Here is a 17217-nt window from a genome sequence, read left to right as displayed (position 1 = left end):
ATGGGCCCAGTGCGAAGGTCACATCGCGTCCCTAGATCAAGAGAACCGGCACTCGCCGGTTCTCAAATCCTGAAATAGATACTGGAGATTATCATGGATCTGCGCGTACTTGGCCGGACAGGCCTTTCCATTTCGCCCGTCGTTTTCGGCGGTAACGTCTTCGGATGGACGGCAGACGAGAAAACCTCCTTCGACCTTCTCGACAAGTTCTTCGATGCCGGTTTCGACACGATCGATACCGCCGATTGTTATTCCGGCTGGGTTCCGAGCAATGCGGGCGGAGAATCAGAGACGATCATCGGCAAATGGCTGAAGCAATCCGGCCGCGCACGCGACAAGGCCGTCATCATCACCAAGGTCGGATCGACACCGCAGGGCAGCGCCATGGAAAAGGGCTTAGCCGGCGCGCGTATCATCTATGCGGTCGAAAGCTCGCTGAAGCGCCTGCAGACCGACTATATCGACCTTTACCTCTCGCATTGGCCGGACCCGCAGACGCCGCATGAAGAGACGCTCGCCGCCTTCGTCAAGCTGAAGCAGCAGGGCAAGATCCGCGCTGTCGGCTGCTCGAATTTCAACACCGAACAGCTCAAGGCTTCGTTCGAGGCTGCGGAAAAGGCCGGCCTGCCACGTTATGATGTGCTGGAGCCGGAATATAATCTCTATGATCGCTCAGGCTTCGACGGGCCGCTGGCCGACCTCTGCAATGCACAGGATATCGGCGTGATCACCTATTTCAGCCTGGCATCCGGCTTCCTCACCGGCAAATACAAGAGCAAGGCCGAAGCCGAGGCCAATAAAAACCGGGGTGGCATGGTGGCGCGGTATTTCGACAAGCGCGGCACGCGTATCCTCGCCGCACTGGACGAAGTGGCCGCAGAAACCCATTCGCAGCCAGCATCGGTGGCGCTTGCGTGGATCGCCCAGCGACCCGGCGTGACGGCGCCGATCGCCAGCGCCACCAGCGCCCGCCAGCTCGACACGCTGATTGCAGCGGGTAATCTCACGCTGACAAGCAACCAGATGGCACTGCTCAACGACGCAAGCGCCTGAGCCCATAACAGGCGGGCCATGCAAACGGCCCGCCTTTCCTTCCAGGATCGGAGAACTTCATGCAGACGCGCAAATTGGGAAAAGACCTTACCGTTTCGGCCATCGGCCTCGGCTGCATGGGCATGAGCCACGCCTATGGCGGTCAGGACGAGGCGACGTCGATCAGGACGCTGCAGCGCGCCGTCGAGATCGGAGTGACCTTTTTCGACACCGCCGAAGTCTACGGCCCCTTCGTCAATGAGGAGCTGGTCGGCAAGGCATTGAAGCCCTATCGGGATCAGGTCGTCATCGCCACCAAGTTCGGCTTCAGGATCGATTCGACAAAGAGCGATTCCGCCGCGATGTCCGGCCTCGACAGCCGGCCGGAGCATGTGCGCGAAGTGGCGGAAGCGTCGCTCAAACGCCTCGGCGTCGATGTCATCGACCTCTTCTATCAGCACCGTGTCGATCCGGACGTTCCTATCGAAGATACGGTCGGCGCGATGGCGGATCTGGTAAAAGAAGGCAAGGTGAAGACGCTTGGCCTTTCCGAGGCAAGCGCCGAGATCATCCGCCGGGCGCATGCCGTACATCCGATCTCCGCGCTCCAGAGCGAATATTCGCTCTGGACCCGTGATCCCGAGGGTGACATCCTCGATACCTGTCGCGAGCTCGGCATCGGTTTCGTACCCTTCAGCCCGCTCGGCCGCGGTTTTCTTACCGGCAAGATCCAGAGCACGGCCGATTTCGGCGAGGGTGACCTGCGCGCCAAGCTGCCGCGTTTCGAAGCCGACAACATGGCGGCCAATCTGGCGCTGGTGAAACTGGTGGAAGAGATGGCGACGCAGAAGGGTGTGACCGCCGCGCAACTGGCTCTGGCCTGGGTTCTCTCCAAGGGCGATTTCATCGTGCCGATCCCGGGGGCGCGCAAAATCCCCAACATGGAACAGAATGCCGCCGCCGCTGACGTGACGCTGAGCGCCGAAGAGGTGACCAAGCTCGACGACATGCTGTCGCCCGAAAAGATTGCCGGCGCGCGGTATGGCGCGGGTGCGGCATGGACGCCGAAACGCTGAACACTCACACCGCAACATTGCTCCCGCTTGCGGCTTTGCTATAGTCGCGGGCGGGAGGATTTCAACAATGTCGGAAGAACAGTCAGTCGAATCCGTTGTGCATCTTTATGTTGACGGCATGGCGCTTGCCCATGCGGGCGCGCTTAGAAAAGCCTTTCATCCGAATGCCTCGATCATCGGTAATTATCAAGGCAAGGTCGAGTGGATGTCGCTCAACGAGTTCATCGATGCCGTGGCGTCGGAAGGCCCGACGGTTGCCGGTTCACAGCCGCTCATCCAGATCGAGGCAATCGACGTGACCGGCGATGCCGCAACCGTCAAAGTGGTCGATGAATTCGCCGGAATGCGGTTTTCGGACTATCTGTCCCTCCTCAAGGTCGAGGGCCGCTGGGTGATCGTCAACAAGCTCTATCACCTGCATTCCTAGGCCTCTTCAGCGTTGCAGCTCCGGAAATCCCGCATACCATTCGGCATGGCTACCGTCGTGATTGGCCATGCCGGGTTTGGTCAACACCCCGCGCGGCGCGACATAGCTTGAAATCCGCCGTGCCGGTCGCTCATGCCACTGGATGTTGAACGCCCATAGTTTTGGAAAGAAACAGAGCGAGGCATAAGGCAGGTGGTCATGGATCCACCAGGCGAGCGCTGCCAGTCCCCCTCGCGATCATGATTATCGATCAGCCACGGCACGACCACACAGGCCGTCGCGCCCATGCAGTCGTGGGCGTCACGCATGTCCCATATATGGTCGGCAGCAGTCGTGGCATTGGTCGAGCAATTGAGCTTGTTCAGGTTGCCGAATTCGTTGACCGCGCGTGACCGATAACCGGAGCGGATATGCAGCCGGCCGAATGTCGCCTGTAGCGGCTCCAGCAGCTCCTCGCAAAGACGGCTTCCGGCTTCGATCGCCAAGTCGGGATCGTCGGGGATATTGGGAATGCGGTAGAAATCAGCGATTTCGGAATGGAGGAAATCGCGAAAGAAGAAGTTCTTCGACAGCCGCACACGGCCGAGGTCCTCCAGACCATTCATCGAATTCGGCTTGCGCATGCGGACCTCCAGACGAAAGAGTTACCCGTCGAATTCGGGACTGCCCTTCATCCGCCTGCCGGCACCTTCTCCCCGCATACGGGGAGAAGGACAAGAGACGCAATGTCTCCATCCCTCTCCAGCTTTAAGCTGGGCACGTCCCCTCTCCCCGTTCACAGGGAGAGGGTTAGGGTGAGGGGCAACTCACCCACGATCACACCGAACAGCCAATCTCGCCACCCGAAATCAGGCGCGCAGCACGCCGCCCGTCGTCTTCTCTACATTGGCGACGATCTTGCCGGTCAGGGCTTCGAAATCCTCGTCCGTCAGGGTCTTGTCGACCGGCTGGATGAGAACCTCGATTGCGATCGACTTCTTGCCTTCGCCAAGCGATGCGCCTTCGAAGACGTCGAAGACGTTGACGCCGGTGATCAGCTTGCGATCGGCGCTGGTTGCCGCCTTGACGATGGCACCGGCTTCCACCTGCGAGCCGACCACGAAGGCGAAGTCGCGTTTCACCACCTGGAACGGAGAAAGCTCGAGGCCCGGCTTGGTGCGGGTCGCCTTCTTCTTGGGTTCCGGCATGGCGTCGAGATAGATCTCGAAACCTGCCAGAGCACCGGAGACATCAAGCGCCGCCAGCGTCTTCGGATGGAATTCGCCGAAGGTACCGAGGATGACCTTGGGACCCATCTTGATTGTGCCCGAACGGCCCGGATGATACCAGGAAGGACCGCCCTGCTCGATCTGGACATTGCCCATCGGCAGGCCGCAGGCTTCGATCACGGCAAGCGCATCGGCCTTGGCGTCATAGACGTCGACCGGCTTGCCGCCGCCCTTCGTCGTATTCGACCACATGCGGCCGGCCCCGTTGATGGACGCGGTACCGCGGCGGATCCCGCCGGCGACGCGACGCTGGCCTTCCGGCGTGTCATTCTCATAGGTGCCCGAGACTTCGAAGATCGCCACGTCGCCAAAGCCCTTGTCCGCATTGCGCTGGGCGGCCGTCAAAAGGCCCGGCAGAAGCGAGGGGCGCATGTCGGACATATCGGCTGCGATCGGGTTGGCGAGCTTCAGCGCGGCGGAACCGCCGCCGAAGAGCTTTGCCTGATCTTCCGAAATAAAGGACCAGGTGACGGCTTCCAGCATGCCGCGCGAGGCGAGCGCACGCTTGGCGGTGCGGGTGCGGATCTGCAGCGTGGTCAGGATCTTGCCGTTGACCGTGCCGAGATTTTCCAGCGGCTCCGGCTTGATGTTGTCGACGCCATGGATGCGCATGACCTCTTCGACGAGATCGGCCTTGCCATCGACATCCGGACGCCAGGACGGAATTTTTACGCTGACACGCTCGCCGGAACCTTCGACGGTGAAGCCGAGACGGGTGAGGATTTCGCGGCTTTCGTCGGTCGAAACCTCAAGGCCGGTCAGGCGCTTCACTTCCGAGAAGGGGAAATCGACGGTCTTCGCCTCATAGCCCTTGTAGCCGACGATCTTTTCGTTTGCCGGCGTGCCGCCGCACAGGTCGAGAACCAGCTGCGTCGTGCGGTCGAGGCCGGGAACCATATATTCCGGATCGACACCGCGTTCGAAGCGGTAACGCGCATCGGTGATGATGCCGAGCGTACGGCCGGATTTCGCGATGTTGATCGGGTCCCACAGGGCGCTTTCGATCAGCACGTCGACGGTGTTCTCGTCACAGCCGGAATGTTCGCCACCCATGATGCCGCCGATCGATTCGACACCATTGTCATCGGCGATGACGACGTTGTTCGGGCCGAGCTTGTATTCACGGGTATCGAGCGCCAGCACCGTCTCGCCTTCCTTGGCGCGACGGACGGTCAGATCGCCCTTGACCTTTGCGGCGTCGAAGACGTGCATCGGGCGGCCCTGGTCGAAGGTCATGTAATTGGTGATGTCGACCAGCGCGTTGATCGGGCGAAGGCCGATTGCCTTCAAACGGGTCTGCATCCATGCTGGGCTCGGGCCGTTCTTGACGCCGCGCACGAGGCGCAGTCCAAAGCCCGGGCAAAGCTTTTCGTCATCGAGATCGATGGTCAGGCCAACGGTCGTTTCACCTTCGAGCTTCAGCGCGGGTGCTGCCGGAACCTTGAGCGTGCCGAGACCCGAGGCTGCGAGATCGCGGGCGATGCCGTAGATCGAGGTGCAATCCGGGCGGTTTGGCGTCAGGTTGATCTCGATCATCGGATCGTCGAGACCGGCATAGGCGGCGAAGGACGTGCCGACCGGCGCGTTTTCGGGCAAGTCGATGATGCCGTTATGCTCGTCCGACATGTTGAGTTCCTTCTCGGAACACATCATGCCGTGGCTTTCGACACCGCGGATTTTTCCGACGCCAAGCGTCACGTCGAGGCCCGGAACATAGTCGCCCGGACGCGCCAGCGCGCCGATAAGGCCGGCGCGGGCATTCGGTGCGCCGCAAACGATCTGCAGCGGCTTGCCGCCGTTGACGTCCGGACCGGCATCGACGGAGAGAACCCTCAGACGGTCAGCTTCAGGATGCTGTTCGGCCGTCAGGATTTTCGCGATGACGAAAGGCTTGTAGGCCGCCTTGTCATCGACATCCTCGACTTCGAGGCCGATCGCCGTCAGGCGCTCGCAGATCTGGTCGAGGGTGGCGTCGGTCTCAAGATGATCCTTGAGCCAGGAAAGCGTGAATTTCATGATCTTATCCCTTCCGTTACTGGCTCAGACCGCCGAACAGGGTCGGCATGTCGAGCGGGCGGAAGCCGTAATGGTTCATCCAGCGAACATCGGCGTTGAAGAAGTCACGCAGGTCCGGCATGCCGTATTTCAGCATGGCGATGCGGTCGAGGCCCATGCCCCAGGCAAAACCCTGGTATTCGTCGGGATCGAGCCCACCGGAACGCAGCACGTTCGGGTGGACCATGCCGCAGCCGAGGATTTCCATCCAGTCTGTTCCCTCGCCGAACTTGACGATCGGGCCGGAGCGGTCGCACTGGATATCGACTTCGAAGGACGGTTCCGTGAAGGGGAAGAAGGACGGGCGGAAACGCATCGTCACCGACGGCACTTCGAAGAAAGCCTTGCAGAATTCTTCCAAAACCCAGCGCATGTTGCCGACATTCGACTTCCTGTCGATGACGAGGCCTTCGACCTGATGGAACATCGGCGAATGGGTCGCGTCACTGTCCTGGCGATAGGTCTTGCCCGGAATAACGATGCGGATCGGCGGATCCTGCGCTTCCATGGTGCGGACCTGAACCGGCGAGGTATGGGTGCGCAGAACCTTGCGCTCGCCCTTTTCATCCGGCTGGAAGAAGAAGGTGTCGTGCATCTCGCGGGCCGGATGGCCTTCCGGGAAATTCAGCGCAGTGAAGTTATAATAATCGGTCTCGACATCCGGGCCTTCTGCAATCGAGAAACCCATGTCGGCGAAGACGGCGGTGATCTCGTCGATGATCTGGCTGATCGGATGGATACGGCCACGCTCGGCCGGCGAAGAGCGGACCGGCAGCGAGACGTCCAGCGTTTCGGCCTTCAGGCGCGCGTCGATCGCAGCGTCCTTCAGGACCGTCTTGCGCTCCGTGATTGCGTCGGTGATCTCGTTCTTCAGCGCGTTGATTGCCGCACCGCGGGTCTGGCGCTCTTCCGGCGTCATTGAGCCCAAGGTCTTCAGGAGTTCGGAAACCGAACCCTTCTTGCCCAGGGCCGAGACACGGACAGCCTCGATTGCCGCTTCGTCGCCCGCGCCGGCGATCTCGGCCAGAAGCGCGCTCTTCAATGTTTCGAGTTCGGTCATCTTTTCCTGCTTTGCGGCAAATTCAGCCGTTGAACATCGTTGTCAGATAGGTGGTAGCCAGGATGAATTGCCGCAAATCTCTACCCATGTGAAATCGGCCAATCAACCGGGCAAGCCATAAAAAGCGGCCCATGGAACGTGTGATTTCGCGCAGTTCGGCGATTGCCGCCCTCGGGGCAGCCGCAGCCCATGCCGCATAAGCGCGATCCTGCGTTTTCCGGCGCTCGGTCGCCCTTTCGCTCAGTTGCAGAAAGAGCAGCCACAAATCGCGCGCCTGCGCCGTTTCCATCGGCATGACGGCTTCCGGCTCTTCCTCGAAATCGATGAAACCGAGGCGGTCACCCCTGATGAACATGTCCCGCGGATAAGGCCGCCCATGACAAAGCCCGGCACCATGCAGCCGTCCGAGTTCACCGGCACAGAAAACGAGAAGCGCGTCATGCGCAGCCGGATCCGCATCACGCAGAGACCTCAACTGCTGCTGTACCGTTGGGGCAATATCGCTCAAAACGATGGCGCTGCCGGAAGAATAAATGACGGCGGCAGTCGGCACGCCCGCCTGTGAGTATTTCGCAATTCTGCGCAGGTCGCGCTGCACCATTCCCTCGGCCGTCTCGGCAGGGGACGGTCGCATGAAGGGAAGCCGAAACACGCGCGCAACAGCATTTTGAACCGCAACGATAGCGCGCCTGCCCTTGTCGCCGTGCCGCTTGATCCAGACCGTGCCACAACTGAGCGTCACCGCCTGTACCCGCCTTGCATCGGAAACCAGCGCAGCAAGCAAGGTTGCCGCGTCTTCCGACGGCAGCGACGGTCCGTTCTTTATGTCAACGACATCATTTGGCACCGCAGCGCTCCTGAATACCGTGATTGGTCCGTCTCATCGGAATGTGAAACGGCAGAAAACAAAAGACCCGCGCCAGCAGAGCCGCGCGGGTCTTTTACAAAAGTAGAGACGAACGCGGGCTTACTTGACCGCGGCTTCGAACTCGTTGGCGTTGCCAGTGTTCTTCAGATAGGCCAGAGCCTTCTTGGAAGCTTCAACCAGTGCGCCGAATGCTGCCGGCTCATGGATAGCCATGTCGGACAGAACCTTGCGGTCGACTTCGATGCCAGCCTTGTTCAGGCCGTCGATGAAGCGGCCGTAGGTCAGGCCGGATTCGCGAACAGCAGCGTTGATACGCTGAATCCACAGAGCGCGGAAGTTGCGCTTCTTGACGCGACGGTCGCGGGTTGCAAACTGACGCGAACGGTCAACAGCAGCCTTTGCGGCGCGAATGGTATTCTTGCGGCGGCCGTAGAAGCCCTTGGCTGCCTTGAGGGTCTTGGTGTGCTTGGCGCGGGAAGTTACGCCACGTTTTACGCGTGCCATGTCATGATCTCCTTAAACGTTTCCAAATAGCCTGAAAGTCTCAGAGACCGTTGGGCAGGTAGTTCTTGATGACCTTCTTGCCATCAGGCTCAGCGAGGACCATCGTGCCGCGTGCGTCGCGGATGAACTTGTTGGAACGCTTGATCATGCCGTGGCGCTTGCCGGCGGCAGCTGCAACAACCTTGCCAGTTGCGGTGACTTTGAACCGCTTCTTGGCAGACGATTTCGTCTTCATCTTGGGCATTTTGCTACTCCATTCTTGTATCGAAGCCGACTGAAGAGGTCTGCTTCAAGCATTTAGAACGGCCACGGCATGCCCTGCCGGACCGTTCGGACGCGCGCTTATAACCGCAGTCGGTCAAAAGCGCAATGGGGGAAATCCTCCAGTGCGACCGGCCAGAGACCGGCATTCCCGCCACCTTGCGGCTTCCTCGCGGCGGGTCGGCACGGCGCTTATTTCGGCGCCAGTACCATCATCATCTGACGACCTTCAAGCTTGGGCTCAGCCTCAACCTTGGCGATCTCCAGCGTATCTTCCTTGACCTGCAGCAGAAGCTTCATGCCGAGTTCCTGGTGAGCCATTTCGCGGCCACGGAACTTCAGCGTCACCTTTACCTTGTCGCCTTCTTCAAAGAAGCGGTTCATCGCCTTCATCTTCACGTCATAGTCATGCGTGTCGATGTTGGGGCGCATCTTGATTTCTTTGACTTCGACGATCTTCTGCTTCTTGCGCGCTTCGGCCGCCTTCTTCTGGTTCGCGTATTTCAGCTTGCCGAGGTCGAGGATCTTGCACACCGGCGGATCATTGTTCGGCGAGATTTCTACGAGGTCCAGTCCTGCTTCCTCGGCCATCTTGAGGGCCTGGTCGGTGGGTACTGCACCGAGATTCACGCCTTCGGCATCGATAAGCTGGACCTTGGGAACGCGAATTTCCCGATTGGAGCGCGGGCCTTCCTTGACGGGGGCATCGGCTTTGAATGGTCTGCGAATGGTCGTATTCTCCTAGATCGTTTTCGGGCACAGGCAACGACGAAATTCGCGCGCGGCCGGGAGCCGAGCGGAATGTCGTGATTACCGAGTGGATGTCAATAGCATGACGGCGCGAAAAAATCACCTCCTGACAACCGCTTTAGTTCTGATTTATAGCTCCCGTCATTCGCAGGAGTAAGACTATGAGCAAGATCACCGCCACCGGAACTGCCACCACTACTGTCGGAACGGGATCGGATGCCCGCGAGATCGCGATCATCTACCGCGCCGCCACGGCGACAACCGAAAAACCTGCGCTTGTCTGGCTGGGCGGCTATCGCTCCGATATGACAGGCACCAAGGCTGTCGTGCTCGATGCGCTGGCCGAGAGACTTGGCGCGGCCTGCATCCGTTTCGACTATTCCGGCCACGGCGCATCAGGTGGCGAGTTCCGCGACGGGACGATCTCGCGCTGGCTGGAAGAAACGATCGCGGTGATCGATGCAGCCGCACCAAAGAGCGTCATCCTTGTCGGTTCTTCGATGGGCGGATGGATTGCGCTGCGACTGATCCAGGAACTGAGAAAGCGTGCAGAGGGCCCGAAGATCGACGGAACGGTGCTGATCGCGCCGGCGCCGGATTTCACCAGTGAGCTGATCGAGCCCGAACTGACGGACAAGGAGCGACAGTCTCTGGCAGAGCGAGGCTATTTCGAGGAACATTCGCAATACAGCCCGGAACCGAACATCTACACCCGCACCCTGATAGAGGACGGGCAAAAGAACCGCGTGCTCTCCGGCATTATCGAAACCGGCGGCCCGGTGCATATCCTGCAGGGGATGGCGGACCCGGACGTGCCCTATCAGCATGCACTGAAACTGATGGAATTCCTGCCCGCCGACGATGTCACTCTGACGTTGATCCGAGACGGCGATCATCGCCTGTCACGGCCGCAGGATCTGCAAAAAATGGAAGCGGCGGTGAGCGCCCTAATAATCGATGATGAAAAACTGGGCTGAGACGGAAAAGCCGCAGTCTTAACCATATTCGCAAAGAGCTTCACCTTAACAAAAGCTGAACAATTGACTCCGACCCTTAAGACCTCTTAACTTTTTGTTAGGAATTTAAGGGACGGGTCAATGAATTTAGCCCTGAAGGTGCGGCATGTAGCCGTGATCCTCGCTTGCGTGCTTGCTTCTGCCGGCGCGGCAATACCAGCACCACAAGCCCCGATGGCTATGGTTACGGGTGCTGTGACGTCGCAGCCGATCGGACATTACGAATTCTGTCAGCGCCTGCCGGCAGAGTGCAATGTCAAAAGCCGGTCAGCGCCTGCCGCACGCATGGACGACCATGCTTGGAACGTCGTTCGCGACGTCAACCGCGCAATCAACACCCGCTATATTGCCCGTACCGATCTCGAAGCCTATGGCGTCGAGGAATATTGGACCTATCCGACCGTCTTTGCAGATTGTGAGGACTATGCCCTGCAGAAGCGCAAGGAACTGGCCCAGCTCGGTTTCGCACTTTCCGATCTCCTGATCACTGTCGTGCGCAAGCCTGATGGCGAAGGCCATGCCGTGTTGACCCTGCGCACCACCGATGGCGATTTCATCCTCGACAATCTCGACAACGATGTTCTTGCCTGGAACCAAACGCCCTACACGTTCCTCAAGCGCCAAGCGACGTTCAATACCGGGCGCTGGGTGACGATCGAAAACGGTCGCGACCTGCTTGTCGGTGCCTTGCGGTAACAAGAATCTCAGACATAAGTCATTAAGCATACAACCCGCCCTGCTTGCAGCGGCGGGTTGTTCTCTCTACTCTTTCGGGAATCAGAAGGTCGCGCCGCCGCCTGTCCGGCAGAGCGGATCTTTCTGCGATGGAGGCCTGTGGTGCGTAACGAAAGGTTGACAGGCTTGATGCGCCCCCATGGTTCCGCCCGACCCACCCTGCCGCTCTGGCTTGCCGGCGTGCTGACAGCCGTCGTGCTGGGTTTCGGCGCTCTTACCGTTTACGAAAACTACAACAACGCCCTTCGCGAAGGCGAAGCGCGCGCAGTTTCATCCGCGCATGTGGTCGCCGCCCATATGGAATGGATGATGGAGGCCAGCGATCTTGCGCTTCGCCGGATCGAGGCGGCGATCAGCGGGCGCCCGATCGACAGTTCCACTGAGCTGATCCTCGATCTGGAACGAGCCGTGGGCGAATTACCGGTCGGCTTCGAATATGCCATTCTCGATCAGGACGGCCAGACCCGTTTTTCCAGCGCGCCGGACAATACGCTGCCCAACCACGCCGAGCGCGCCTATTTCAAACGCCTGAAGGAAGGCGAAGCGCTCACATTCAGCCGACTGCTCGATAACGAACAGGCGGGAAAGCCGGCCTTCATCATTGCGAGGCGGATCGGCAGCGGCAGCGATTTCCTCGGCGTTGCCTCGATCACCATCCCGAACGACAATCTCGACCGGTTCTGGTCATCTATGAATCTTGGACCAAACTCAACGATCTCGGTCATTCGTGACGATGGCTGGCTGGTCGCACGACGCCCCTTGGCCCTCAAGCCGATCAACCTGAGCACGACCGAATGGTATCCACTGACCCGCGAGAAGGCGAGCGGCTTCCACCACAATCCGGTGTCGCAGATCGACGGCTTTGCGCGGATCGTCGCCTTCTGGAAGGTGCAGGACTGGCCGTTGATCGCGCTTGCGGCGATCGAACGGCAGGAAGTGCTCGATCAGTTCTGGCGCAATCTGTTCGGTGATGCGCTGTTTGTCGTGCCCATGATGGCGATCCTGGTGGGCGCCTCTTTCTGGATCTATGCACTGCTCTACCGCACGGCGGCACGCAATGAACAACTGGAGCAGGCGGCCGAGCGCAATCGTTTCCTGCTGCGCGAAATCCATCACCGAGTGAAGAACAATCTACAGGCCGTGCTGGCACTTGTGCGGCTGCAGCGTCTGCCGCAGGAAGTGCGGGACGACATGGCGCGGCGGATTAGTGCGATGATCGCCGTGCATGAGCAGATCTACAACACCGACCAGTTCGAAGAGATTGAAGTCGCGCCCTATGCGACGCGGCTGATTTCAGACATCGCGTCGGGCTATGACATGCCAGTGAAACTCGATCTCGATCTTGCGCCGATCGCGCTCGACCGGGACCTTGCCCTGCCGCTCGGCATGATCATCAACGAGGTGGTTTCCAACGCCTTCAAATATGCCTTTGCCGGTCGCAGTGAAGGTAAGCTCAGCGTACGCCTGTTTCAGGAGGCGGGCATGCTGAAGCTTGTCATTCGTGACGACGGGCCGGGGATCGCGGAGGATGCCCGCAAGACCGGCATGGGCACGAAGCTGATTTCAAGCTTCGTGCGCCAGCTGGGCGGGCAATCCGAAATCCACAACGACAGAGGCGCGGTGTTCACGCTGACCGTGCCGACGACGGAAGAGGCAGCGGAAGCTGCCTGAACCGACCTATCCAGCATTGCCGATGAAGATACCGGCAGCCAGAACGAGAGAACCACCGAACACGACCTGGAAAACGGCGCGCATGAACGGCGTCTCCATGTAGCGGTTCTGGATGAAGGCGATCGCCCAAAGTTCAAAGAAAACGACGATGGCGGCAACGATGGTTGCAGTCCAGAAATGCGGGATCAGATAGGGCAGCGCATGGCCAAGACCGCCGAGCGCCGTCATGATGCCGGAAGCCAGACCGCGCTTGACCGGCGATCCGCGGCCGGAAATCTTGCCGTCGTCATGCGCGGCCTCGGTAAAGCCCATCGAGATGCCGGCGCCGACAGAGGCCGAGAGGCCGATCAGGAAGGTTGACCAGGTGTCGCCGGTAGCAAAGGCAGCGGCAAAGATCGGCGCCAGCGTCGAGACCGATCCATCCATCAGGCCCGCAAGACCAGGCTGGACGTAAGTCAGGATGAACTGGCGGCGAGCGTTTTGGTCCTCATCGCTTTTCGCCTCTTCAGAAACATGCTTTTCCGTCAGCATGCGGGCGATATCCTCGTGGCTTTCCTCGGCCAGCGCCAGATCGCCAAGCAGTTGCCGAGTCGAAGCATCGGAGACACGCTTAGCTGCCTCACGATAGAAGCGAGCCGACTGCTGCTCCATCGCTTCTGCTTCCGCTCTCGCAGTTTCCAGCGGCAGGTTCTTGCGCAGCCAATCGGGCTTGCGTGCATAAAATCCCTGAACGTGTTCGCGGCGGATGAGCGGAATGCGCTCGCCGAAACGGGTGCGAAAAATCTCGATCAGCGAGTTCTTATGTGTCTGCTCGACCTCTGCCATGTCTTCGAACACTTTGGCCGAGGCAGGATATTGTTGCCTCAAGCCATCGGCATAGCCGAGATATATACTGGCATCCTCTTCTTCGGAGGCAATCGCCAGCGCGAGGATTTCTTCTTCAGACAATGATGAAAATGACCGGCGGGAGGACGGCAGAATGCGGGTAAACATCGAAAACTCCACTTAGAATAATTCTAAACTAAGCCCTTGGCCGAAAAAATGCAAGCCGACTTGCAGCTCGATCAATGAGCATGCTCGCGATGGTAAAACGACCGCTTTTCGCAATTTATGAAAAGCAATGCTGCAGTGCAGCGTAATATTTGAAAAATACTTCTTGCCGGGCATGAAACAAACGGCTTATGAGCGATTTGGCACGCATGGATATCAGGGCGCGCCAAAGCATCTGGGAGGCTTTCTTTTTCATGAACCGCAGACATTTCTTCCGTCAAGCCGCCACAGCCGGGGCTGGTGCCGTCGCCGCAACCGCGCTCGCTGCTCCTGCCATTGCCCAGGAGAGCCCGAAAATCACCTGGCGCATGACGTCTTCCTTTACCAAGAACACAGACATTCTCTGGGCTGCCAGCACCGATATCGCCGCCAGCGTAAAGGAAGCTTCGGACGGCAACTTCACCATCAACACTTTTGCGGCCGGTGAAATCGTGCCCGGCTTGCAGGCGGCCGATGCGGTTTCCAGCGGCACCGTCGAGATGGCGCATACCTGCTCTTACTATTACATCGGCAAGGATCCGACCTTCGCGCTCGGCACCGCCGTGCCCTTCGGTCTCAATGCCCGCCAGACCAATTCGTGGTTCTCGATCGGCGGCGGTAACGAGTTGCTTAACGAATTCCTCGCCGGCTACGGTCTCTATGCCCTTCCGGCCGGCAATACCGGCGCGCAGATGGGCGGCTGGTACCGCAAGGAGATCAACACGGTTGCGGACCTGAACGGCTTGAAGATGCGGATTGCTGGTCTCGCCGGCCAGGTGATGTCGAAGCTCGGCGTTACCCCGCAGCAGATTGCCGGCGGCGACGTTTATGCCGCACTCGAAAAGGGCACGATCGACGCTACCGAATTCGTCGGTCCCTATGACGACCAGAAGCTCGGCTTCGTCAAAGTCGCCAAATATTACTACTATCCGGCATGGTGGGAGGGAGGACCGGCTGTTCACGCCTTCTTCAATCTGGAAAAGTTCAACGCCCTGCCGAAAAGCTACCAGCGCATCCTGAAAGACGCCTGCGCCAACGCCAACCAGAACATGCTGGCCCGTTACGATGCGCATAATGCAAAGGCGCTGCGCCAGCTGGTTGCTGAAGGTGCGGTGCTGAAGCCGTTCACCCAGGAAATCCTCGAAGCCAGCTACAAGGCGGCACAGGAAGTCTATGCCGACCTCAACGCCAAGAACGCTGCCTTCAAGAAGATCTATGACAGCCAGCAGGCATTCAAGAAGGACGGCTATCTGTGGAACCAGATCGCCGAATACAGCTATGACGCCTTCATGATGACACAGCAGCGCAAGGGAACGCTGTAAGGTCTCCGACATGATCGAAACTCGAAGCCCGGCGCATGTCCGGGCTTCTTCGCATTTACGAAAAACAAGAAATCATCGGTTATGACGCGGCTCGGCTTGTTCTTGCCAAATCAATGCGCTTAACACGAGCCCTATAACCACAGACGCGCGCTGGCGCGGGAGGATGAATTCGATGGATCGCAGGCATTTCTTCAAGAAGGCAACGGCGGCAGGCATCGGCGCGGCAGCGGCGACGACACTGGCGGCACCGGCAATTGCCCAGGAACAGCCAAAGATCACCTGGCGCATGACGTCCTCCTTCCCGAAGAGCCTCGACATCATCTTCGGCGCCGGCAACGAGCTTGCCCAGATCGTTCGCGATGCAACCGACGGCAATTTCAACATCCAGACCTATGCAGCCGGCGAACTGGTGCCCGGCCTGCAGGCCGCCGATGCGGTCGCCAACGGCACGGTCGAGATGGCGCATACCTGCTCTTACTATTACATCGGCCAGGACCCGGCGTTTGCGCTGGGCACCGCCATTCCGTTCGGCCTCAACGCCCGCATGACCAACGCCTGGTTCGCCAATGGCGGCAATGATCTGATCAACGAGTTTCTTGCTCCCCGCGGTCTCTACGCCCTGCCCGCCGGCAATAGCGGCACGCAGATGGGCGGCTGGTTCCGCAAGGAAATCGTCACCATCGACGATCTCAAGGGCCTGAAGATGCGCATTGCCGGGCTTGCCGGCCAGGTGATGACGAAAGTCGGCGTGACGCCGCAGCAGATTGCCGGCGGCGACGTTTATGCCGCGCTCGAAAAGGGCACGATCGACGCTACCGAATTCGTCGGCCCCTATGACGACCAGAAGCTCGGCTTCGTCAAAGTTGCCAAATATTACTACTATCCGGCATGGTGGGAGGGCGGCCCTGCGATGCATGCCTTCTTCAACCTGGAGAAATTCAACGCGCTGCCGAAGAGCTACCAGGCCATCCTGAAAACCGCCTGCGCTTCGGCCAATACCAGCATGCTTGCCAATTACGACGCGCATAACGCCGTCGCCTTGCGCAAGCTCGTGGCCGAAGGCGCGGTTTTGAAGCCGTTCAGCAAGGAAATCATGGAAACCTGCTTCAAGGCGGCAATGGAAGTCTATGCCGACCTTTCTGCAAAAAGCCCTGCCTTCAAGAAGATCTATGACCATCAGCAGGTGTTCAAGAAGGATTCCTATCTCTGGGCGCAGGTGGCAGAATACAGCTATGATACGTTCATGATGATGCAGCAGCGAAACGGCGCTCTCTGAACTTTCAAGGACATGGATGCAAAAGCCCGGAGCATGCCTCCGGGCTTTTGCATTTGCGGCAGGCGCCAATTCGGCCGCGGAATTAATTCCTCGATTTCATTGATTTTTCCGCGCGGCAACCCATATGATGCATATCGAAATCTCAATCGGATGCACGATGAAGCGCGTTTTTTGTGCGCTCAGACACACGTGAATGCCGATGGATGCCATCAGCCTCTCCTGACCGCGGATGTACCGGCAGCGAGATTTGGTCTATGGTCCTGGAAAGGTCGGGCAAGCCCGGCCTTTTTTGTTTGGCCGCCGAGAATATCGGGTACGGCACTGTTTAGATCGGAAGGGATATAATTTGCAGGTTCTTGTCAGAGATAACAACGTCGATCAGGCTCTGCGCGTCTTGAAGAAGAAGATGCAGCGCGAAGGTGTGTTTCGCGAAATGAAGGCGCGCAGCTCGTACGAGAAGCCGTCGGAAAAGCGTGTGCGCGAAAAGGCCGAGGCGGTTCGTCGTTATCGCAAGCTGGCCCGCAAGAAGATGCAGCGCGAGGGATTGCTCCCTGCTCCCAAGAAGGTTGCGCGTACGCGCTAATTCCCGCTTCCACCATTTTCCCAAGACTTCAGGAAGGATGACTTCATGACCGCTATCAAGGAAGAAACGTCGACCACGACCAAGCTTTCAGCTCGGGAAAAGGCCGCCGTGACCAACGAGGCAGCACGTGCAATCATTGCCGCCGAGGCGTCTTCGAGGGAAGCGAAAACCGAGAGGTTGCGATTGCTCCGCCTGCAGCAGGAGGCGGTCGAGGCGAAAGCTCCGCCAGCCAAGCGCAAGGCGGGCAGCAAGAAAGACCACTGATCAGACTGCCAAGGGCCCGG

The 17217-nt window shown here is 59.2% G+C and carries 17 protein-coding genes and 1 pseudogene; 10 read left to right on the top strand and 8 right to left on the bottom strand.

Annotated elements, in window-relative coordinates:
• Positions 1 to 93 precede the first annotated feature (93 nt).
• The 3 genes from JZX87_RS07480 to JZX87_RS07470 all read left to right on the top strand — a co-directional run bounded on the left by JZX87_RS07480 (position 94) and on the right by JZX87_RS07470 (position 2535).
• Positions 94 to 1053: an aldo/keto reductase gene (locus JZX87_RS07480; protein ID WP_206824944.1), complete on the top strand. Its 960-nt coding sequence runs from the start codon at positions 94 to 96 to the stop codon at positions 1051 to 1053.
• Positions 1054 to 1112: 59 nt separating this feature from the next.
• Positions 1113 to 2108, top strand: coding sequence for an aldo/keto reductase (locus tag JZX87_RS07475; protein ID WP_206824943.1), 996 nt, complete (start codon positions 1113 to 1115; stop codon positions 2106 to 2108).
• Between the two features lie 67 nt (positions 2109 to 2175).
• Complete coding sequence (locus tag JZX87_RS07470) at positions 2176 to 2535, top strand: nuclear transport factor 2 family protein (RefSeq protein WP_206824942.1); 360 nt, start codon at positions 2176 to 2178, stop codon at positions 2533 to 2535.
• A gap of 6 nt (positions 2536 to 2541) precedes the next feature.
• On the opposite strand, the pseudogene JZX87_RS07465 reads toward JZX87_RS07470, so the two are convergent.
• The 7 genes and pseudogenes from JZX87_RS07465 to infC all read right to left on the bottom strand — a co-directional run bounded on the left by JZX87_RS07465 (position 2542) and on the right by infC (position 9280).
• Positions 2542 to 3158 (bottom strand): annotated as a pseudogene (locus JZX87_RS07465) (hypothetical protein).
• Between the two features lie 225 nt (positions 3159 to 3383).
• On the bottom strand, positions 3384 to 5819 hold the full coding sequence (gene pheT, locus JZX87_RS07460) for a phenylalanine--tRNA ligase subunit beta (protein WP_206824940.1): 2436 nt from the start codon (positions 5817 to 5819) through the stop codon (positions 3384 to 3386).
• 16 nt (positions 5820 to 5835) lie between these two features.
• On the bottom strand, positions 5836 to 6918 hold the full coding sequence (pheS, locus tag JZX87_RS07455; protein ID WP_206824938.1) for a phenylalanine--tRNA ligase subunit alpha: 1083 nt from the start codon (positions 6916 to 6918) through the stop codon (positions 5836 to 5838).
• Between the two features lie 22 nt (positions 6919 to 6940).
• Positions 6941 to 7765, bottom strand: coding sequence for a BUD32 family EKC/KEOPS complex subunit (locus JZX87_RS07450; RefSeq protein WP_206824936.1), 825 nt, complete (start codon positions 7763 to 7765; stop codon positions 6941 to 6943).
• Between the two features lie 120 nt (positions 7766 to 7885).
• Complete coding sequence (gene rplT, locus JZX87_RS07445; RefSeq protein ID WP_148146077.1) at positions 7886 to 8290, bottom strand: 50S ribosomal protein L20; 405 nt, start codon at positions 8288 to 8290, stop codon at positions 7886 to 7888.
• Positions 8291 to 8330: 40 nt separating this feature from the next.
• Complete coding sequence (gene rpmI, locus JZX87_RS07440; RefSeq protein WP_112454548.1) at positions 8331 to 8534, bottom strand: 50S ribosomal protein L35; 204 nt, start codon at positions 8532 to 8534, stop codon at positions 8331 to 8333.
• Positions 8535 to 8743: 209 nt separating this feature from the next.
• Positions 8744 to 9280, bottom strand: coding sequence for a translation initiation factor IF-3 (gene infC / locus JZX87_RS07435; RefSeq protein ID WP_148146078.1), 537 nt, complete (start codon positions 9278 to 9280; stop codon positions 8744 to 8746).
• A gap of 182 nt (positions 9281 to 9462) precedes the next feature.
• Here infC and JZX87_RS07430 point away from each other — a divergent pair, with 182 nt between their 5' ends.
• The 3 genes from JZX87_RS07430 to JZX87_RS07420 all read left to right on the top strand — a co-directional run bounded on the left by JZX87_RS07430 (position 9463) and on the right by JZX87_RS07420 (position 12723).
• Positions 9463 to 10278 (top strand): alpha/beta hydrolase, encoded by an 816-nt coding sequence (locus JZX87_RS07430; RefSeq protein WP_206824933.1) that lies wholly within the window; start codon positions 9463 to 9465, stop codon positions 10276 to 10278.
• Positions 10279 to 10398: 120 nt separating this feature from the next.
• The gene (locus JZX87_RS07425) at positions 10399 to 11013 is read left to right on the top strand and encodes a transglutaminase-like cysteine peptidase (RefSeq protein ID WP_206824932.1); all 615 of its coding nucleotides are present in this window, start codon (positions 10399 to 10401) and stop codon (positions 11011 to 11013) included.
• Positions 11014 to 11154: 141 nt separating this feature from the next.
• The gene (locus JZX87_RS07420) at positions 11155 to 12723 is read left to right on the top strand and encodes a sensor histidine kinase (protein ID WP_206824931.1); all 1569 of its coding nucleotides are present in this window, start codon (positions 11155 to 11157) and stop codon (positions 12721 to 12723) included.
• Positions 12724 to 12729: 6 nt separating this feature from the next.
• Here the strand turns inward: JZX87_RS07420 and mbfA are convergent, their stop codons facing one another.
• A complete protein-coding gene (mbfA, locus tag JZX87_RS07415) occupies positions 12730 to 13716 on the bottom strand; it encodes an iron exporter MbfA (RefSeq protein ID WP_206824930.1) in 987 nt (328 codons plus the stop codon).
• Between the two features lie 251 nt (positions 13717 to 13967).
• On the opposite strand from mbfA, the gene JZX87_RS07410 reads away from it, so the two are divergent.
• The 4 genes from JZX87_RS07410 (at position 13968) to JZX87_RS07395 (ending at position 17197) form a co-directional block, all read left to right on the top strand.
• Entirely contained in the window at positions 13968 to 15074 is a 1107-nt protein-coding gene (locus JZX87_RS07410; protein ID WP_148146083.1) for a TRAP transporter substrate-binding protein, read from the top strand.
• Between the two features lie 172 nt (positions 15075 to 15246).
• Complete coding sequence (locus tag JZX87_RS07405) at positions 15247 to 16350, top strand: TRAP transporter substrate-binding protein (RefSeq protein WP_148146084.1); 1104 nt, start codon at positions 15247 to 15249, stop codon at positions 16348 to 16350.
• A 346-nt stretch (positions 16351 to 16696) separates the two neighbouring features.
• On the top strand, positions 16697 to 16933 hold the full coding sequence (gene rpsU, locus JZX87_RS07400) for a 30S ribosomal protein S21 (protein ID WP_148146085.1): 237 nt from the start codon (positions 16697 to 16699) through the stop codon (positions 16931 to 16933).
• A 45-nt stretch (positions 16934 to 16978) separates the two neighbouring features.
• Entirely contained in the window at positions 16979 to 17197 is a 219-nt protein-coding gene (locus tag JZX87_RS07395) for a hypothetical protein (protein WP_206824929.1), read from the top strand.
• The last annotated feature ends 20 nt before the right edge of the window (positions 17198 to 17217 follow it).

This window comes from Agrobacterium sp. Ap1, assembly GCF_017313375.1.
Taxonomy (GTDB): domain Bacteria; phylum Pseudomonadota; class Alphaproteobacteria; order Rhizobiales; family Rhizobiaceae; genus Neorhizobium; species Neorhizobium cellulosilyticum.
Note: the sequence above shows the minus strand (reverse complement) of the source record. Positions and strands in the feature narration are given on the sequence as shown.

What these genes read in the sequence shown, in the direction of transcription:
- JZX87_RS07480 (WP_206824944.1), top strand. Translation starts at nt 94, where the DNA reads ATGGATCTGCGCGTACTTGGCCGGACAGGCCTTTCCATTTCGCCCGTC.
- JZX87_RS07475 (WP_206824943.1), top strand. Translation starts at nt 1,113, where the DNA reads ATGCAGACGCGCAAATTGGGAAAAGACCTTACCGTTTCGGCCATCGGC.
- JZX87_RS07470 (WP_206824942.1), top strand. Translation starts at nt 2,176, where the DNA reads ATGTCGGAAGAACAGTCAGTCGAATCCGTTGTGCATCTTTATGTTGAC.
- pheT (WP_206824940.1), bottom strand. Translation starts at nt 5,819, where the DNA reads ATGAAATTCACGCTTTCCTGGCTCAAGGATCATCTTGAGACCGACGCC.
- pheS (WP_206824938.1), bottom strand. Translation starts at nt 6,918, where the DNA reads ATGACCGAACTCGAAACATTGAAGAGCGCGCTTCTGGCCGAGATCGCC.
- rplT (WP_148146077.1), bottom strand. Translation starts at nt 8,290, where the DNA reads ATGGCACGCGTAAAACGTGGCGTAACTTCCCGCGCCAAGCACACCAAG.
- rpmI (WP_112454548.1), bottom strand. Translation starts at nt 8,534, where the DNA reads ATGCCCAAGATGAAGACGAAATCGTCTGCCAAGAAGCGGTTCAAAGTC.
- JZX87_RS07430 (WP_206824933.1), top strand. Translation starts at nt 9,463, where the DNA reads ATGAGCAAGATCACCGCCACCGGAACTGCCACCACTACTGTCGGAACG.
- JZX87_RS07425 (WP_206824932.1), top strand. Translation starts at nt 10,399, where the DNA reads ATGAATTTAGCCCTGAAGGTGCGGCATGTAGCCGTGATCCTCGCTTGC.
- mbfA (WP_206824930.1), bottom strand. Translation starts at nt 13,716, where the DNA reads ATGTTTACCCGCATTCTGCCGTCCTCCCGCCGGTCATTTTCATCATTG.
- JZX87_RS07410 (WP_148146083.1), top strand. Translation starts at nt 13,968, where the DNA reads ATGAACCGCAGACATTTCTTCCGTCAAGCCGCCACAGCCGGGGCTGGT.
- JZX87_RS07405 (WP_148146084.1), top strand. Translation starts at nt 15,247, where the DNA reads ATGGATCGCAGGCATTTCTTCAAGAAGGCAACGGCGGCAGGCATCGGC.
- JZX87_RS07395 (WP_206824929.1), top strand. Translation starts at nt 16,979, where the DNA reads ATGACCGCTATCAAGGAAGAAACGTCGACCACGACCAAGCTTTCAGCT.